Origin of the sequence: Alkalihalophilus sp. As8PL, assembly GCF_040939795.1 — a bacterium.
Taxonomy (GTDB): Bacteria; Bacillota; Bacilli; order Bacillales; family Bacillaceae_D; genus Alkalihalophilus; species Alkalihalophilus lindianensis.
In genome coordinates, this window is record NZ_CP162551.1 from 1827935 (window position 1) to 1844836 (window position 16902).

Sequence of the window (16902 nt, forward strand, 5' to 3'; positions counted from 1 at the left end):
AGGAAATTAAGCGCAATGCGCACCTACTGTCTACGGTATGATGTTCTTTTTTAACTCAAGTGTGCCGAGACACTCTTAAGAGTATAATAAAACTATTATTGAAAGTCAATAATTACTTTGCAATTGATGAAGCATTAACGCGTACACCAGGTCCCATAGTTGATGCTACAGCAACATTCTTCATGTATGTTCCTTTAGCAGCAGCAGGTTTTGCTTTCACTAATGTTTCAATAATTGTTGTGAAGTTCTCTACAAGCTTCCCTGTTTCGAACGAAACTTTACCGATTGGTACGTGGATGTTACCAGCTTTATCAACACGGTATTCTACTTTACCAGCCTTGATTTCGTTAACAGCTTTTTGTACATCAAATGTTACTGTACCAGTCTTAGGGTTTGGCATTAAGCCTTTAGGTCCAAGAACACGACCAAGCTTACCAACTTGTGCCATCATGTCAGGTGTTGCTACGATTACGTCAAACTCGAACCAACCTTGGTTGATCTTGTTAATGTAATCCTCTTCACCTACATAATCAGCGCCAGCAGCTTCAGCTTCTTTAGCCTTTTCACCTTTAGCAAATACAAGAACTCGTTGAGTTTTACCTGTTCCGTTTGGTAGAACAACAGCTCCACGGATTTGTTGATCTGCTTTCTTAGGATCAACACCTAAACGTACAGCAACTTCAACTGTTTCATCGAATTTAGCTGTAGCAGTTTTCTTTACAAGTTCAATTGCTTCTTCAGCAAGATAAGCCGTATCACGGTCTACGAGCTTCACAGCATCTTGATATTTTTTACCTTTTTTAGCCATGCTAATTTCCTCCTCGAATGTGGTTTTAGCGGTAGTACCTCCCACTATTAAAGGTTGCGAACCTAGAAACTAGGTAAAGAGGGGTTTCCTCATCGCAACCTCCATAAAAACAATGTTACTAATTAGTCTTCAATTACGATACCCATGCTACGTGCAGTACCTTCAACCATACGCATAGCTGCTTCAACATCAGCTGCGTTTAAATCTGGCATTTTAGTCTCTGCAATCTCGCGCACTTTATCACGTTTAACTGTTGCAACTTTCTTAACGTGAGGCTCACCAGAACCTGACTCAATACCAGCAGCCTTCTTAAGAAGAACAGCAGCAGGCGGAGTTTTAGTGATGAATGTAAACGAACGATCTTCAAATACCGTAATTTCAACTGGAATAATAAGACCAGCTTGGTCTGAAGTACGAGCGTTAAACTCTTTACAGAATCCCATAATATTAACACCTGCTTGACCTAATGCAGGACCAACTGGTGGCGCTGGATTAGCTTTACCAGCAGGAATTTGCAATTTAACCATTTTAATTACCTTTTTAGCCACGTGACACACCTCCTTAGTCCGTGATGTGGTTATCCGGGTGTCTACACCCTCCCACTCAAAAAACGGATGCACTCATGCACCCGATGGTTCATGTAATAAAACCATTATCAAACATGAAGATTTTATCACCTTCAGAGATAACTTTCAAGTTTTTTCGATTAAATCTTTTCAACTTGATTAAATTCTAGTTCCACTGGTGTTTCACGGCCGAACATATTCACATGAACTTTAACCTTTTGCTTGTCCAGATAAATTTCTTCAACTGAGCCAATAAAGTTAGCAAATGGACCTTCTTTCACTTTAACTGATTCTTTCAGTTCAAAGTCTAGATCCGCTTTAGGTTCACTAACACCCATTTGCTTCAGGATCGCTTCTACTTCTTCTGGTAATAATGCTGTAGGTTTTGAACCCGCACCTGATGAGCCAACGAAGCCAGTAACACCTGGTGTGTTTCTAACAACATACCATGAATCATCCGTCATTACCATCTCAACTATTACATAACCAGGAAATACTTTCTTTGTTACTTGTTTCGTTTTCCCATTTTTCACTTCTGTTTCTTCTTCTACAGGAACAAGCACTCGGAAAATCTTGTCAGTCATATCCATCGACTCAACACGTTTTTCGAGATTTGCTTTTACTTTATTTTCGTAACCTGAATACGTATGAAGTACATACCAATTTTTCTCCATGTTTGCTAGGACGGTTGTCCTTCCCTCCTTTTCTATACCATACTCAAACCTAAAACCGAGTGAAGCCTCACCCAATTACCCGAGTAACACACGAACAAGAGATGAGATTCCGTAGTCTACAATTGCAAAGAAAACAGTAATAAACGCAACCGTACCAAGAACAACCCAAGTATAACGAGTTAATTCTTTTCGAGAAGGCCACGATACACGCTTCATTTCTTGTACGACATCTTTAAAAAAATTACCAATGTTCTTTTCGCCGCCAGCCATGGCAGACACCTCCAGCACCAATCAATATAGACAAATAAATGCATATCTATTCCGAAGTTGTTTTATGCAAGACACATAAACAACACCAAACCAACATACCATCCATAAGCAAAACTTGACTTAGGTAAGCTTTAAGGTGAAGCAGATTATTTTCAACTTTGTCAACATTAAGCTCTAAGGTGTAAAAAAAGCCAAAAAAAGAACCGCTCCATCCGAATTACTTGGTTTCACGATGAAGAGTGTGCTCATTGCACAACTTACAGAACTTCTTCACCTCAATGCGGTCAACGTGAGTAAGCTTATTCTTTTGGGTTGTATAATTTCTAGAATGACAAGTCTCACATGCTAGTATTACTTTGTTACGCATTAGGCACCTCCGTCAAGCTGTATACACACTCTTTCACTGTAGCATAGCAACTTTAGGGTGTCAATTGCTTCTAGTGATTCCAATCGTTTGGGTACTTGATTTACTAGATTTATGGAACAGAGGCTTTACTTTCATATAAAAAAGCCTAGTCCTAAAATCAAAGGACAAGGCTCTATCAATCTCATTATAGAGTGACGCCTTTTAATTCCACATAACGCTCTAACTTACGCTTTACACGTTGTAATGCATTATCAATTGATTTCACGTGACGATTTAAGTCTACTGAAATTTCTTGATAAGACCTGCCATCTAGGTAAAGCATTAAGACCTGTCGTTCAAGTTCACTTAAGATCTCACCCATTTTAAGCTCGATATCTTCAAACTCTTCTTGGTTGATTAATAGATCTTCTGGATTAGTAACTCTTGAACCACAGATCACATCCAATAGTGTACGGTCTGACTCTTCGTCATATAATGGTTTATCTAGTGAAACATACGAGTTAAGCGGAATATGCTTTTGCCTCGTTGCTGTTTTTATTGCGGTAATAATCTGACGAGTAATACATAATTCAGCAAACGCTTTAAATGATGCTAGCTTGTCCCCTCTAAAATCGCGGACTGCCTTGTAAAGTCCAATCATACCTTCTTGAACAATGTCCTCATGATCTGCACCAATTAAAAAATAAGATCTAGCTTTAGCACGCACAAAATTTTTATATTTGTTGATCAAAAACTCTAGCGCACCGCTATCCCCCATACGCACTTGTTCCACTAACACATCATCATTAACTTGATCATAACTGAGCTTCTTTACCGTTTCTTGAAGGTCCATGTGCACGACAATCCCCCCGACCTTGGATGTTGTCCAAATTATACAATAATTATATAGCACAGTTTTCCAGCGGGTCAACCACTCATCTTTCGCCTCGACGCCATCTTTCAAAAATTTCAATCATTTCTTCATTTAAAGGCAAGTTTGTCGAATTTCGCTTCTTTCGAGTTAATTCGACACTCTTTTCAATCCCTTTACCTGCAACTTCAACTTCAATTAATAATTCTCTTGCCGACTTTCTTAAAGCTCCGCTTCCAAAAATAATCGATTGCTCTGTAAAGTCTGAAGTAGCTACATGAATCCTCGTATCAATTTGTTTAAGCTCGAGAACCAGACGTTCAATCCGCTCATCTGCTGTTTCATTTTCTTTTGTATATATAACATCTACACGATAATTATGATAATGCTTCCCTATACCAGCCACCATATGAGCATCAAATATCACTTTCACTTCATAGCCTGTATAAGCCTGATACTCAGCCATATATTCAACAAGACGGTCACGTGCCAGAGCAAGATCGCGATCTTTCAAAACGCGTAGCTCCGGCCATGCTCCAACCATGTTGTAACCATCAACAAGAAGAATATCTTTCATTTACTTATTTCCTAGTGGATGACGTTTTCGATGTACTTCATACATCAGAAGACTTGCGGCCACGGATGCATTAAGAGAAGTTACTTGTCCTACCATCGGAATATGAATGAGGAAGTCACATTTTTCTTTAATTAAACGACTGATCCCTTTTCCTTCACTACCAATAACAAGACCAATCGGCATATCAAAAGAAGCCTGACGGTAATCTTCGCTTCCTTTTGCATCTGTACCAGCAAACCATAGCCCTCTCTTTTTCAGATCATCCATCGTGCGTGCGATATTGGTTACACGCACTACTGGAATATACTCAATTGCCCCCGTTGAAGCTTTGGCAACAGTTTGTGTAAGGCCTACTGCACGGCGCTTAGGAATAATAATGCCATGTGCACCGACTGCATCAGCTGTACGCATAATTGAACCTAGGTTATGGGGATCCTCAACCTCATCTAGAATGAGGAAAAATGGCTCCTCATTTCGTTTATTGGCTACTGCAAATAAGTCATCTAATTCAGCATACTCATAAGCAGCTATAGAAGCTACTACACCTTGGTGATTAGAGCTATCTACTAATTGTTCAAGCTTCTTTTTAGGCGCATTTTGAACAAGAACGCCTTGTTCTTTAGCAAGCTGTATCACCTTTGTCATTTGTCCTTTTTGAGATCCCTCTGCAATCCAAATTTTATTAATAGTATGTCCTGCGCGAAGAGCCTCGATAACGGGGTTTTTACCAACAATAAATTCCTGATTCACTCTCTCACGCCTCCTTTCCGTTCTTATCATCTAATATTGAAAAGACTTTTTCCATCAATTGATCTAATCTTTCTTTGTGATTGTGCAAATAAAGATAACCAAGTACCGCTTCGAAACCGGTTGAGTAGCGATAAGTGTTAGCATCGGTATTTTTCGGAATAGACCCAGACTTTGCATTGCGGCCGCGCTTTAGCACGGCCTCTTCTTCTTCACTAAAATAACCTTCGTCTAGTAATACATAGACCACTCTTGCTTGCGCTTTTGCAGAAACGTAGTGTGTCGCCTCCACATGCAGCCGGTGAGGCCTGACTTTACCTTGTGCAATCAAATAATAGCGAACATACATATCTAATACCGAATCACCCATATAGGCTAGCGCCAATGCATTGAGCTGCATTAAATCTGTGTTAGGTTCAATTAATTTCATTCTAGCCTCGCTTCCAGCGTACACCTTGTGCAGTATCTTCTAATAGGATACCTTGCTCTTTTAATTGATCGCGAATCTCATCTGCACGCTTAAAGTCTCGAGATTTACGCGCTTCGTTTCTCTGCTCAATTAAAGCTTCGATTTCCCCATCTAGTAATTCAACTTGGTCACGAAGTTCTATTGCTAAGACGCCTGCAAGCTCATCAAATAGCTCAATAAAGGCTTGTAATACCTGCTTAGACGTTTGTTCCTCACGTAAATACCGATTTGCTTCTTTGGCCAAATCGAATAGAACCGAAATTCCATTTGCACTATTAAAGTCATCATCCATTTCTTTAATAAAGGTTTCTTTTACCTGCGAGATTTTTGCAAGCCATTGCTCTTTTTCACCATAATCAGCTGATTCAGCTAATCGATGTTCTAAGCTTGAAACTGCCGTTCTTAGACGTTCTAAACCATTTTTAGCTCCTTCTAGTAGTTCATCACTAAAATTGATTGGACTACGATAATGAGCAGTTAGCATAAAGAAGCGAACGACTTCTGCAGAATGTTGTCGAATAATATCATGTGCCAAAACAAAATTTCCGAGTGATTTCGACATTTTTTCGTTATTTATGTTAATAAAACCGTTGTGCATCCAGTAATTAGCCATTGTTTTTCCTGTTAATGCTTCTGATTGTGCAATTTCATTTTCGTGATGTGGAAACGATAAATCTTTTCCGCCCGCATGAATATCGATTGTATCACCTAAATATTTCTTTACCATAGCTGAACATTCAATATGCCAACCAGGACGACCATGACCCCATGGACTTTCCCAAGAAACCTCACCTTCTTTTGCCGCCTTCCAAAGAACGAAATCTAGTGGATCTTCTTTTCTTTCATCCACTTCAATTCTAGCCCCAGAACGAAGGTCATCAATGGCTTGAGACGATAATTTCCCATAGCCTTCAAACTTTTTTGTGCGAAAATAAACATCTCCACCAGATTCATAGGCATATTCTTTTTCAATTAATTTAGCAACAAAATCGATAATTTCAGGAATCGTTTCTGTTACTCGCGGGTGCTTATCAGCTTTTTTTACACCAAGAGCACATGTATCATTGTGGTACTCTTCAATAAAACGATTAGCAACGGCGAAGACATCTTCACCAAGTTCATGTGCTGCACGAATAATTTTATCATCTACATCTGTAAAGTTAGAAATAAACTCTACCTCATAACCGCGATACTCAAGGTAACGCCTCACCATATCATAAACAATTGGTGGTCTTGCATTCCCAATATGAATGTAATTGTAAACGGTTGGTCCACATACGTACATCTTAACTTTGCCTTCTTCAATCGGTACAAACGTCTCTTTCTTCTTTGTTAAACTGTTATATAGCTGAACCGCCATATGATCGACTCCTTAAACCTGATTAAATTCTTTTTTATCTTTTCTGGTGAGCTAATTCTTTGCGAAGTTCTTTTATTTCGTCTTCTAACTCTTTTAATTTATCAGCAATTGGGTCAGGTAAGAGATGATGATCAAGGTCATCTGACACTTTCACTCCATTTTGAATGACAATCTTTCCTGGAATCCCTACTACTGTAGAATTTGGTGGCACCGGCTTTAATACAACTGATCCTGCCCCTATACGAGCATTTTCTCCAATTAAAAATGATCCTAATACTTTTGCTCCTGAGGCAATTAACACTCCGTCTGCAACCGTTGGATGTCGCTTTCCTTTTTCTTTCCCTGTTCCTCCTAATGTTACGCCTTGATAAATCGTAACATTGTCACCGATCTCACACGTCTCTCCTATGACAACACCCGTTCCATGATCAATAAATAAGCGTTGACCAATTATGGCACCAGGATGAATTTCAATGCCAGTAAAAAAGCGACTAATTTGTGATTGGAGCCTCGCTAAAAAATATAACTTCTTTTTCCACATCCAATGTGCCAAACGGTGAGACCATATAGCATGAACACCTGAATAGGTGAAAATAACCTCTAGGCGACTTCTTGCAGCAGGGTCTTGACTAAATACAACATCGACATCGTTCATTAGCGTACGTATGATCCTTCTCATCGCTTCTCCTCCCCCTTTGAAACTACATTTTAAACCACTAAAAAACGCCTCTGTGCAGGATATGCACAGAGGCGCTAGGCGCGGTTCCACTCTGTTTAAGTGAAGAGTGTTCTCTTCACTATCTCTATAGCCATTAACGACGCCACTCGCTTTTTTCTACTGTGCAATGCAGTTCAAAAAAAGACTCAAGGGTGCATTTTCAGAAGAGCTTGCTTAAACCACTTGCAGCCAATGGTGGTTCTCTCTAAAAAGCAATGCACTTCTTACTTTTCCCTCTCAACACGATTAACAATATGAATTTATAATAAGCTTTCTAGACGTGCAGTTACTACAGCCTTACCAAGCAGTTCAATGGAGTCCGGAAGATCTCGACCATGTGTTTGCCCCGTTGTTGCAACACGAATTGGCATAAATAACTTTTTACCTTTTTGACCTGTTGCTTTTTGAGTTGCTTTAATTGCGCTCTTTATGTCGGCAGCTTCAAATGTTTCTAATTGCTTTAGCTCACTTAAAAATTGGTTAAGCACTTCAGGTACTTGTTCTTCATCAAGTACTTCTTGCGCTTCTTCATTATAATCAATTTCCGTCTTAAAGAACAACTCCGTTAACTCAACAATTTCTGCCCCATATTGAAGTTGTTCTTGGTATAAGCCAATTAAACGCTTAGCCCATTGAAGACGCTCTTCGTTCATATCCTCTGGAAGTCTTTCTGCTTTTTTAAGATGCGGAAGTGCTAAGTCAACTACTTCATCAAGATCTGCATCTTTTATATATTGATTATTCATCCAAGAAAGCTTCTCAGTATCAAATACAGCTGGTGCTTTTGAGACTCTCTCAAGCGAGAATTGCTCACCAAGCTCTTGCATAGAGAAAATCTCTTCTTCTCCAACTGGTGACCAACCAAGTAGAGCTAAGAAATTCACAATTGCTTCTGGCATATAACCCAGCTCTCTATATTGCTCAACAAACTGAATAATAGACTCATCACGTTTGCTCATCTTTTGACGATCCGGATTTAAAATTAAAGACGCATGAGCAAAACGAGGAACATCCCACCCAAATGCTTGATAAAGCATCACTTGGCGTGGCGTATTTGAAAGATGCTCCTCCCCACGAATAACATGAGAGATTTTCATTAAGTAATCATCAACTGTCACCGCAAAGTTATACATTGGCACTCCATCTTTTCTTGCAATAACAAAGTCACCAATTCCATCAGATTCAAATGTTACTTGACCACGAACAGCGTCATCAATCACGATTTCTTTTCCTTCAGGTACACGGAAACGCACGACTGGCTTAAGCCCTTTTTCCTCATAGGCTTTTCGCTCTTCTTCTGTTAAGTTACGGTCACGGCCACTGTACTTTGGTAACTCACCTCGAGCTGACTGAGCCTCGCGCTCTGCTTCAAGTTCGCTTTCCGTCATGTAACAGTAGTATGCCTTACCTTCGTCTAGTAATTGTTGAATGTATTCTTTGTAAAGATCAATACGCTCCATACAGCTGTACGGGCCATAATCCCCACCAACATCAATACTCTCATCCCATTCAATTCCTAGCCACTTTAAACTATTTAATAGCTTATCCTTAGCTGTTTCAACGTTACGAGCTTGATCTGTATCTTCAATACGAAGAATAAATTTTCCACCTTGGCTTTTTGCATAAAGATAATTAAATAAAGCCGAACGGGCACCACCAATATGTAAATGCCCCGTCGGACTTGGAGCAAAACGAACTCTCACTTCACTTCCCATTAATTGCACCTTCCATTTCTAAAATAGTATGCTTTTTATTGTAGCATTGTTCCTAATTTACTGCGTCACTCTTTTTTTCATTTCAAGAAGTTTTTGTTAAAAGAACAGTAGCTAATGAAGCGATTCCTTCACCACGCCCAGTAAACCCGAGTTTCTCCGTTGTCGTAGCTTTTACATTCACTTGACTTACTTCAGCTTCTAAAAGTTCTGCAATTCGGTCCCTCATATCGTTAATATGAGGAGCCATCTTTGGCTTTTCGGCAATAATTGTGCAGTCGATATTGCCTAATTGATAGCCCTTTTCCTTCACTATCTTCCATACATGAGTTAATAACTCGGCCGAATCCGCATCTTTAAATTCTGGCTCTGTATCAGGAAAATGCTTTCCAATATCACCTTCTGCGATCGCACCAAGTACCGCATCTGCAATCGTATGAAGAAGAACATCCGCATCAGAATGTCCAAGTAATCCTTTTTCATAAGGAATCGTAATCCCGCCAATAATAAGTGGCCTGCCTTCAACTAATTGATGTACATCATAGCCTTGTCCTATTCGAATCATGCCTACACCTTCTCCTTTTGTGTTAAGATCGCTTCTGCAAAGAGTAAATCCTCTGGCGTCGTCAGCTTAATATTCGTGTAATCTCCCTGAATGATTGATACTGGTTTACCAAGCCATTCGATTAAACTGGCATCATCAGTGCCAAGTTTATTTTCTGCTTCTGCTTTTTCATGCGCTTCCTTTAAGAGCTCTACATCAAAAGCTTGTGGCGTTTGAATAGACCATAGCTCTTCACGCTTCATTGTCTCTAGTACTTTAAAATCTTTCACCCGTTTAACTGTGTCCTTAACTGGGACGGCAACAGTTGCAGCACCGCTTTTAGCAGCATCGTTTACCAGTAGGTGAATGATCTCTTGATTAATAAAAGGCCTTGCTCCATCATGAACAAGTACAATACCCTCTCCATCTATAGCATCAATCCCACACTTCACACTTTGTTGACGCTCAAGTCCCCCGTTTACAATCATAATTTGTTTCTTATCGCTAAGGAAAGAACATAGCTCACCCATTTCTTTCCGCTCCTCTTTATTAACAACAAGAATAATTCGGTCACACCATGGGTCAGAAACAAATGCTTTTAGGGTATGCACAATAATTGGCTCATTACGCAAATGAATAAATTGTTTGTTCTTACCTGCTTGCATCCTTTTACCTTGTCCTGCAGCAGGGATCACCACACTATAGTTCATTGATTTTCTCCTCAGCTATGCCTTTTTTAAGACATCCTATCTTCTATATGTAATGCAATTTATTTTATCATGATTCAGCTTATTTTCGCATATGATTTGGCAGATGTCCGCGCACTTCATATGTTTTATAGGACGATAAAAAGTAAAAGCACCTTCCATCTTCATTACATAGAGGTAGGCGCTTTTAAATGACTTCTTATAGAGCTTTTTCTAATAATTTTGGTTTAGCGAATATCATTCGACCAGCGCTTGTCTGAAGAACACTTGTTACGACAACATCAAGATTTTTCCCGATATGATCGCGTCCACCTTCTACGACAATCATCGTACCATCATCTAGATAAGCAACTCCTTGGTGATGTTCTTTACCATCTTTAATTACCTGTACATTCAGCTCTTCGCCTGGAAGAACAACAGGCTTTACTGCATTAGCTAAATCATTAATGTTTAGGACCGACACTCCTTGTAGCTCACACACTTTATTTAAATTAAAGTCATTTGTGACTACCATTCCAGAAGATATTTTAGCCAGTTTTACAAGCTTACTATCAACTTCTTGAATTTCTTCAAAGTCGCCTTCATAGATCTCTACGTTAATCGGTAATTCTTTTTGAATTTTATTAAGGATGTCTAATCCACGACGACCTCGGTTACGCTTAAGTACATCTGAAGAATCCGCAATATGTTGAAGTTCCTCTAAGACAAACTCAGGTATAACTAATGTTCCTTGTAGGAATCCCGTTTTACAAATATCTGCAATACGACCATCAATAATCACACTAGTATCAAGAATCTTTAGCTGATTGCCTTGTTTTAATTCAGCTTCTTCATCTTCTTTTTTCTTCCCTAAGTTTCGCGTCATGGTGAATAGATTAATTAATTCATCACGTTTCTTAAAACCGATTTGAAATCCAAAGTAACCTAAGAAGATGGTAACAAAGATAGGAACGATTGTACTTAAGACCGGAATTTGAATAACATTGAGAGGAATACCAATTAAATACGCAACAATTAGTCCAATAATCAATCCCATTGATCCAAATAAAACGTCAGTCACGGGGGCTTTTACAATAGCTTCTTCCACTAACTTCATTAAGTTTACAATATAATCAGCTAACCAAAATGTTGTAACAAATAAAACACCAGCACCGATAACAGCACCTGCATAAGGACTCATTAACCACGTTGGGATATCACCAAAATTAATAAGTTGAATCAGTTCCGGAACAAATAAAAACCCAAGGGTCCCCCCCATTAAAATAAAAAACAATTGCACAATCCACTTCAGCATTCAGCTTCACCTCCTTTAATTATTATAGACAAGTTTCCATAATTGAAACCTAGCAAACTTGATTTCACATAAAATTCCAAGATCACCTACTACTTCAAACGTATCAAACCAAAAACTTTCTGTCAATTCAGAAAACTTATTATTATACATAAAAGTCCTGGAAGTTTCAACCTTCTTCACTTTAAATGTGACGGTCCACAAATAGCTGCTCTTGAATTCGTTGAAGCCCACCTTTAATCATTTTAGCTCTGGCTTCTCCAATCCCTTCTACTTCATCAAGTTCCTCAATACTGGCAAACATAATACTAGATAAATTTCCATATTTCTCGATTAGATTATTTATAATAAGTGGCGGGAGTCTTGGTATTCGATGAAGAATTCTATACCCTCTAGGTGAGACAGCTTGTTCTTGAACATTAATGTTCTTCCCATAACCAAGCACTTTTACGATCTCATGTTCATCTAATAAGTCCTCTGTTTGAGACTTCGTTAACTCACGCAGAGTATCAAATTCATCTTGTTTTTTGTCTTTGACATAATCTTTCAGTAAATAAATCGCTTCTTTTTCGATATTTGAAACCAATTCATTTAACTGCATCGTAATAAGCCTTCCCTCATCACCAAGCTCATTCACATAATTTAAAATTTCACGTTTAATTCTAAGCACCATCTGAACACGATGAATGACTTGAGTTACTTCATGAAACGTTACTAACTGTTCAAACTCAAGAGCCCCTAAATTGGTGATGCCTTGATCTAAGACGACTTTATATTTTTCCAGCGTTTGAATTGCTTGATTGGCCTTTGTTAAGATCACTCCAATATCTTTAAGTGAATAGCGATGCTCTCCCTGATAAAGAGTGATAACATTTCGACGTTGCGAGATTGAGATGACCAAGTTGCCAGTTTGCTTAGCAACACGCTCTGCCGTACGGTGACGAATTCCCGTCTCAATCGATTCAATGCCGTTATTTGGTACTAGCTGCGTATTTGCGTATAAAATACGTTGGCCATCCTCGCTCAAAATAATGGCACCATCCATCTTAGCTAGTTCATATAAATAAGCAGGCGAGAAATTACAATTAATAAAAAATCCCCCGTCTACAATATTCATCATCTCATTATTATAGCCAAGTACGATTAATCCTCCTGTTTTCGCTCGAAGTACATTATCTATACCTGCTCGGAGTGGGGTACCTGGTGCCACAAGTTTTAGAACACTTTGAATAAAACTCTCTTTTTTTCTCTCATCCATTCACCTTACCTCCCTAACACAACCTCAAGCGCACGCTCTACAGTTGGTACTCCTATGACTTCAATGCCTTTTGGCACAGTCCAACCTCCTAAGTTCTTCTCAGGTATGATTGCTCGCTTAAATCCTAATTTAGCCGCTTCATTAACCCGCTGGTCTATTCTAGACACACGTCGAATTTCTCCTGTTAGCCCAATTTCTCCAATAGCGACATCTGTGGGACTTGTCACTTGATTACGAAAGCTTGACGCAATACTTAAAGCAATCGCTAAATCAATTGCCGGTTCATCTAAGCGGACACCACCAGCTACATTTAGATAAGCGTCTTGATTTTGTAAGAGCAATCCAACGCGTTTTTCTAGAACTGCCATTAAAAGAGAGACTCGATTATGGTCTATTCCCGTTGCCATTCTTCTAGGGTTTCCGAAACTGGTTGGAGATATGAGGGCCTGTAGTTCTACAAGAACAGGACGTGTACCTTCCATCGATGCCACTACAATTGATCCTGCCGCCCCTTTTGATCGCTCTTCAAGAAAGATTTCTGATGGGTTTAATACTTCTTCAAGCCCTAGTTCCTTCATTTCAAATATACCCATTTCATTGGTTGAACCAAATCGATTCTTTACAGCTCGTAGAATTCGATATGTATGATGACGTTCGCCCTCAAAATACAAAACAGAATCTACCATATGTTCAAGAAGTTTAGGTCCAGCGATTGAACCCTGCTTTGTTACATGACCCACTATAAAAATAGCGATTCCACGTGTTTTAGCAATCTTCATGAATGCTGCTGTACATTCTCTTACTTGAGCCACACTTCCAGGTGCCGATGATATATCATCTTGATACACCGTTTGAATCGAGTCTATAATGACTAATGCAGGCTCAACTTCATCAATTGCTCGTTCGATAAAGCTTAGATCGGTTTCTGCCAATACATACAGATTAGCTGAAGCGAGATTGAGTCGGTCTGCACGTAATTTTGTTTGCTTAACTGACTCTTCACCTGATATATAGAGAACTTTTTCATTTGTTTCAGCTAGCTTAGCTGATAACTGGAGTAACAACGTAGACTTCCCAATCCCTGGGTCGCCCCCTACTAATACAAGTGAACCTGGTACAATCCCTCCACCAAGAACTCGATTTAACTCCACCATGGTTGTATTGACCCTAGGTTCGGTTTCACTCACTATAGACGTAATAGCTTGTGGCTTTGTCCCTTGGGTAGCACCAGAAGTAACATAACTCCGGCTAGATTGTTTAGCACTCGGTTCAAACTCCTCAACCATCGTATTCCAACCTTGACACCCTGGACATTTCCCCATCCATTTAGCCGATTCATAGCCACATTCCTGACAAACAAATTTGGTTTTCTTCTTCGCCAATTACCATCCCTACTTCCTTCATTCTTCTACTCTTTATTGTACCAGAGATAGAAAAAAAGTTGTAAAGAGAGGTATTACTATCTCTATGGTGAAAAGCCGAGGGATTATGTCTGTCCCTCGGCTTTTCTTGATCGAATGTAGTCGATTATTTATACTTGTGCGCTCTCACGCGTTTCAACTATAAGCTCATCATCACGTACATCGATGATTGCCTTTTGTCCTTTAAAGATCGTTCCTTTTAATAGCTCTTCAGATAAACGATCTTCAACTTGCTTTTGCAATGCACGACGTAATGGACGAGCTCCATATTCAGGATCATAGCCCAGATCTGTAATTTTATCTTTTGCAGCTTCTGTTAATTCGAATTCAATTCCTTGTTCTTGCAGACGTTGTTTTAATTGATCAGCCATTAACGTAATGATTTCGCGTACATGCTTTTTCTCAAGAGAATGGAAGACAATGATCTCATCAATACGGTTAAGGAATTCAGGACGGAAGCTACGTTTAAGCTCCTCCATAACTTTCCCTTTCATATCCTTGTACTCTTGCCCTTCGCTCTCTGTTGTAAAGCCTAGGTACTTATTACGCTTGAGTGTACTCGCACCGACATTTGAAGTCATAATGATAGCTGTATTACGAAAATCTACTGTGCGTCCTTTAGAATCCGTTAAACGCCCATCTTCAAGTACTTGTAATAAGATATTAAAGACTTCAGGGTGAGCTTTTTCAATCTCATCGAGCAGAATAACAGAGTATGGCTTACGGCGAACTTTCTCTGTTAATTGGCCACCATCTTCATGTCCTACATATCCAGGAGGGGAACCAACGAGACGACTCGTTGCATGCTTCTCCATGTACTCAGACATATCAATACGAATAACAGCATCTTCATCGCCGAATAATGTCTCCGCTACAGCTCGAGCTAATTCTGTTTTACCTACTCCAGTTGGTCCTAAGAAGATAAATGAACCAATTGGACGCTTTGGATCTTTTAGACCTGCTCTAGCACGTCTAACAGCTTTAGAGATTGATACAACCGCCTCTTCTTGCCCAACAATACGCTCATGAAGAATACTTTCCATCTTAAGTAGACGATCCGTTTCTTCCTCCGCCAGCTTGGAAACCGGAATTCCAGTCCAACTCGCTACAACTTGAGCGATATCTTCCACCACAACTTCAGTATCTTCTTGACCTTGTTTTTTCTTCCATTCATTCTTCATTTCTTCAAGCTCTTCACGTAAACGTTGCTCTGTGTCACGTAGCGAGGCAGCTTTTTCAAATTCTTGACTTTGAACTGCAGCATCTTTTTCCTTACGTGTTTCTTCGAGGCGACCTTCAAGCTCCTTTAAGTTTGGAGGAGCTGTATATGAACGTAGTCTTACCTTCGACGCAGCTTCATCAATTAGATCAATCGCCTTGTCTGGTAAGAAACGATCTGAGATATAGCGATCTGACATTTTAACAGACTCTTCAATTGCTTCATCTGTTATCGTTACACGATGATGCGCCTCATAACGGTCACGCAATCCTTTTAAAATAAGAACAGACTCTTCTAATGTCGGCTCATTTACTCGGATTGGTTGGAAACGACGCTCAAGCGCTGCATCCTTTTCAATATATTTACGGTACTCATCAAGAGTAGTCGCACCAATACATTGTAATTCACCACGTGCAAGAGATGGCTTTAAGATATTAGAAGCATCAATTGCTCCTTCTGCTCCACCGGCTCCAATTAATGTGTGTAATTCGTCAATGAATAAGATTACATTACCCGCCTGGCGAATTTCATCCATCACCTTTTTCAAACGATCTTCAAACTCACCACGATATTTAGTACCTGCAACAACCGTTCCCATATCAAGCGTCATCACGCGTTTATTGCGTAGCGTTTCTGGAACTTCATTTGCAACAATAGATTGCGCTAATCCTTCTGCAATCGCCGTTTTACCAACACCAGGTTCACCAATAAGAACTGGATTATTCTTGGTGCGACGACTCAATACTTGGATCACACGCTCAATTTCTTTACTACGTCCAATAACAGGATCAAGTGATTCCTCACGAGCGATAGCTGTTAAGTCACGAGCTAAACTATCAAGTGTCGGTGTATTGGCATGAGTAGCACTTCCACCCTGTTGAGATGAACTACCTACTTCGTTGCTTCCTAGTAACTGTAAAACTTGCTGACGCGCTTTATTTAAGCTCACACCAAGGTTGTTCAGTACTCGTGCTGCAACTCCTTCTCCTTCTCTAATTAAACCTAATAGGATATGCTCAGTGCCGACATACGAGTGTCCAAGCTTGCGTGCCTCATCCATAGAAAGTTCAATAACCTTTTTTGCACGAGGAGTATAATGAATGGTTTTTGAGCCCTCTTGCCCTTTTCCGATCAATGTTTCAACTTCTTTTTGAATCTTTTCCGATCCTAATCCAAGCGCTTGAAGTGCTTTTGCAGCAATACCCTCTCCTTCTCGAATCAGTCCAAGTAACACATGTTCTGTACCAATATTATTGTGACCTAATCGAATTGCTTCCTCTTGCGCTAATGCTAATACTTTCTGAGCTCGTTCTGTTAAACGTCCAAACATCATTGGCGCCACCT

18 protein-coding genes and 2 other annotated features (1 of these 20 running past the window's edge) are annotated in these 16902 nt (G+C 39.6%); all 18 genes read right to left on the reverse strand.

Annotated features, from left to right (window positions below):
- Positions 1 to 54: a sequence feature (ribosomal protein L10 leader region), on the reverse strand (it extends 83 nt beyond the left edge of the window).
- Positions 55 to 112: 58 nt separating this feature from the next.
- Entirely contained in the window at positions 113 to 853 is a 741-nt protein-coding gene (gene rplA, locus AB3N04_RS10810) for a 50S ribosomal protein L1 (protein WP_368505958.1), read from the reverse strand.
- 77 nt (positions 854 to 930) lie between these two features.
- The gene (gene rplK, locus AB3N04_RS10815) at positions 931 to 1356 is read right to left on the reverse strand and encodes a 50S ribosomal protein L11 (protein ID WP_034745189.1); all 426 of its coding nucleotides are present in this window, start codon (positions 1354 to 1356) and stop codon (positions 931 to 933) included.
- 158 nt (positions 1357 to 1514) lie between these two features.
- Positions 1515 to 2048 (reverse strand): transcription termination/antitermination protein NusG, encoded by a 534-nt coding sequence (nusG, locus tag AB3N04_RS10820; protein WP_368506028.1) that lies wholly within the window; start codon positions 2046 to 2048, stop codon positions 1515 to 1517.
- 75 nt (positions 2049 to 2123) lie between these two features.
- Positions 2124 to 2318 (reverse strand): preprotein translocase subunit SecE, encoded by a 195-nt coding sequence (gene secE, locus AB3N04_RS10825; protein ID WP_317123829.1) that lies wholly within the window; start codon positions 2316 to 2318, stop codon positions 2124 to 2126.
- Between the two features lie 217 nt (positions 2319 to 2535).
- On the reverse strand, positions 2536 to 2685 hold the full coding sequence (rpmG, locus tag AB3N04_RS10830; protein WP_368505959.1) for a 50S ribosomal protein L33: 150 nt from the start codon (positions 2683 to 2685) through the stop codon (positions 2536 to 2538).
- Between the two features lie 184 nt (positions 2686 to 2869).
- Complete coding sequence (gene sigH / locus AB3N04_RS10835) at positions 2870 to 3523, reverse strand: RNA polymerase sporulation sigma factor SigH (protein ID WP_368505960.1); 654 nt, start codon at positions 3521 to 3523, stop codon at positions 2870 to 2872.
- Between the two features lie 76 nt (positions 3524 to 3599).
- Positions 3600 to 4112, reverse strand: a complete 513-nt coding sequence (locus AB3N04_RS10840) for an NYN domain-containing protein (protein WP_368505961.1) — start codon at positions 4110 to 4112, stop codon at positions 3600 to 3602.
- Positions 4113 to 4862, reverse strand: a complete 750-nt coding sequence (gene rlmB / locus AB3N04_RS10845; RefSeq protein ID WP_368505962.1) for a 23S rRNA (guanosine(2251)-2'-O)-methyltransferase RlmB — start codon at positions 4860 to 4862, stop codon at positions 4113 to 4115.
- Positions 4863 to 4866: 4 nt separating this feature from the next.
- Entirely contained in the window at positions 4867 to 5289 is a 423-nt protein-coding gene (locus AB3N04_RS10850) for a Mini-ribonuclease 3 (protein ID WP_368505963.1), read from the reverse strand.
- 1 nt (position 5290) lies between these two features.
- Positions 5291 to 6688, reverse strand: a complete 1398-nt coding sequence (gene cysS / locus AB3N04_RS10855) for a cysteine--tRNA ligase (RefSeq protein WP_368505964.1) — start codon at positions 6686 to 6688, stop codon at positions 5291 to 5293.
- A 34-nt stretch (positions 6689 to 6722) separates the two neighbouring features.
- Positions 6723 to 7367, reverse strand: coding sequence for a serine O-acetyltransferase (cysE, locus tag AB3N04_RS10860; RefSeq protein WP_368505965.1), 645 nt, complete (start codon positions 7365 to 7367; stop codon positions 6723 to 6725).
- Between the two features lie 64 nt (positions 7368 to 7431).
- Positions 7432 to 7656, reverse strand: a binding site (T-box leader).
- 10 nt (positions 7657 to 7666) lie between these two features.
- Positions 7667 to 9121, reverse strand: a complete 1455-nt coding sequence (gene gltX / locus AB3N04_RS10865; protein WP_368505966.1) for a glutamate--tRNA ligase — start codon at positions 9119 to 9121, stop codon at positions 7667 to 7669.
- An 82-nt stretch (positions 9122 to 9203) separates the two neighbouring features.
- On the reverse strand, positions 9204 to 9683 hold the full coding sequence (gene ispF, locus AB3N04_RS10870; RefSeq protein WP_368505967.1) for a 2-C-methyl-D-erythritol 2,4-cyclodiphosphate synthase: 480 nt from the start codon (positions 9681 to 9683) through the stop codon (positions 9204 to 9206).
- A 2-nt stretch (positions 9684 to 9685) separates the two neighbouring features.
- A complete protein-coding gene (ispD, locus tag AB3N04_RS10875; RefSeq protein WP_368505968.1) occupies positions 9686 to 10372 on the reverse strand; it encodes a 2-C-methyl-D-erythritol 4-phosphate cytidylyltransferase in 687 nt (228 codons plus the stop codon).
- A gap of 196 nt (positions 10373 to 10568) precedes the next feature.
- Positions 10569 to 11663, reverse strand: a complete 1095-nt coding sequence (locus AB3N04_RS10880) for a PIN/TRAM domain-containing protein (protein ID WP_368505969.1) — start codon at positions 11661 to 11663, stop codon at positions 10569 to 10571.
- Between the two features lie 181 nt (positions 11664 to 11844).
- On the reverse strand, positions 11845 to 12918 hold the full coding sequence (gene disA, locus AB3N04_RS10885) for a DNA integrity scanning diadenylate cyclase DisA (RefSeq protein WP_317123840.1): 1074 nt from the start codon (positions 12916 to 12918) through the stop codon (positions 11845 to 11847).
- Positions 12919 to 12923: 5 nt separating this feature from the next.
- Positions 12924 to 14300, reverse strand: a complete 1377-nt coding sequence (radA, locus tag AB3N04_RS10890; protein ID WP_317123841.1) for a DNA repair protein RadA — start codon at positions 14298 to 14300, stop codon at positions 12924 to 12926.
- A 149-nt stretch (positions 14301 to 14449) separates the two neighbouring features.
- A complete protein-coding gene (gene clpC / locus AB3N04_RS10895) occupies positions 14450 to 16891 on the reverse strand; it encodes an ATP-dependent protease ATP-binding subunit ClpC (RefSeq protein ID WP_368505970.1) in 2442 nt (813 codons plus the stop codon).
- Positions 16892 to 16902 lie beyond the last annotated feature (11 nt).

Bases quoted from the DNA above. Each gene is read 5' to 3' on its own strand.
- AB3N04_RS10850 (WP_368505963.1), bottom strand. From the start codon at position 5,289: ATGAAATTAATTGAACCTAACACAGATTTAATGCAGCTCAATGCATTG.
- cysS (WP_368505964.1), bottom strand. From the start codon at position 6,688: ATGGCGGTTCAGCTATATAACAGTTTAACAAAGAAGAAAGAGACGTTT.
- cysE (WP_368505965.1), bottom strand. From the start codon at position 7,367: ATGAGAAGGATCATACGTACGCTAATGAACGATGTCGATGTTGTATTT.
- nusG (WP_368506028.1), bottom strand. From the start codon at position 2,048: ATGGAGAAAAATTGGTATGTACTTCATACGTATTCAGGTTACGAAAAT.
- AB3N04_RS10880 (WP_368505969.1), bottom strand. From the start codon at position 11,663: ATGCTGAAGTGGATTGTGCAATTGTTTTTTATTTTAATGGGGGGGACC.
- disA (WP_317123840.1), bottom strand. From the start codon at position 12,918: ATGGATGAGAGAAAAAAAGAGAGTTTTATTCAAAGTGTTCTAAAACTT.
- ispD (WP_368505968.1), bottom strand. From the start codon at position 10,372: ATGAACTATAGTGTGGTGATCCCTGCTGCAGGACAAGGTAAAAGGATG.
- secE (WP_317123829.1), bottom strand. From the start codon at position 2,318: ATGGCTGGCGGCGAAAAGAACATTGGTAATTTTTTTAAAGATGTCGTA.
- gltX (WP_368505966.1), bottom strand. From the start codon at position 9,121: ATGGGAAGTGAAGTGAGAGTTCGTTTTGCTCCAAGTCCGACGGGGCAT.
- AB3N04_RS10840 (WP_368505961.1), bottom strand. From the start codon at position 4,112: ATGAAAGATATTCTTCTTGTTGATGGTTACAACATGGTTGGAGCATGG.
- clpC (WP_368505970.1), bottom strand. From the start codon at position 16,891: ATGATGTTTGGACGTTTAACAGAACGAGCTCAGAAAGTATTAGCATTA.
- rpmG (WP_368505959.1), bottom strand. From the start codon at position 2,685: ATGCGTAACAAAGTAATACTAGCATGTGAGACTTGTCATTCTAGAAAT.
- ispF (WP_368505967.1), bottom strand. From the start codon at position 9,683: ATGATTCGAATAGGACAAGGCTATGATGTACATCAATTAGTTGAAGGC.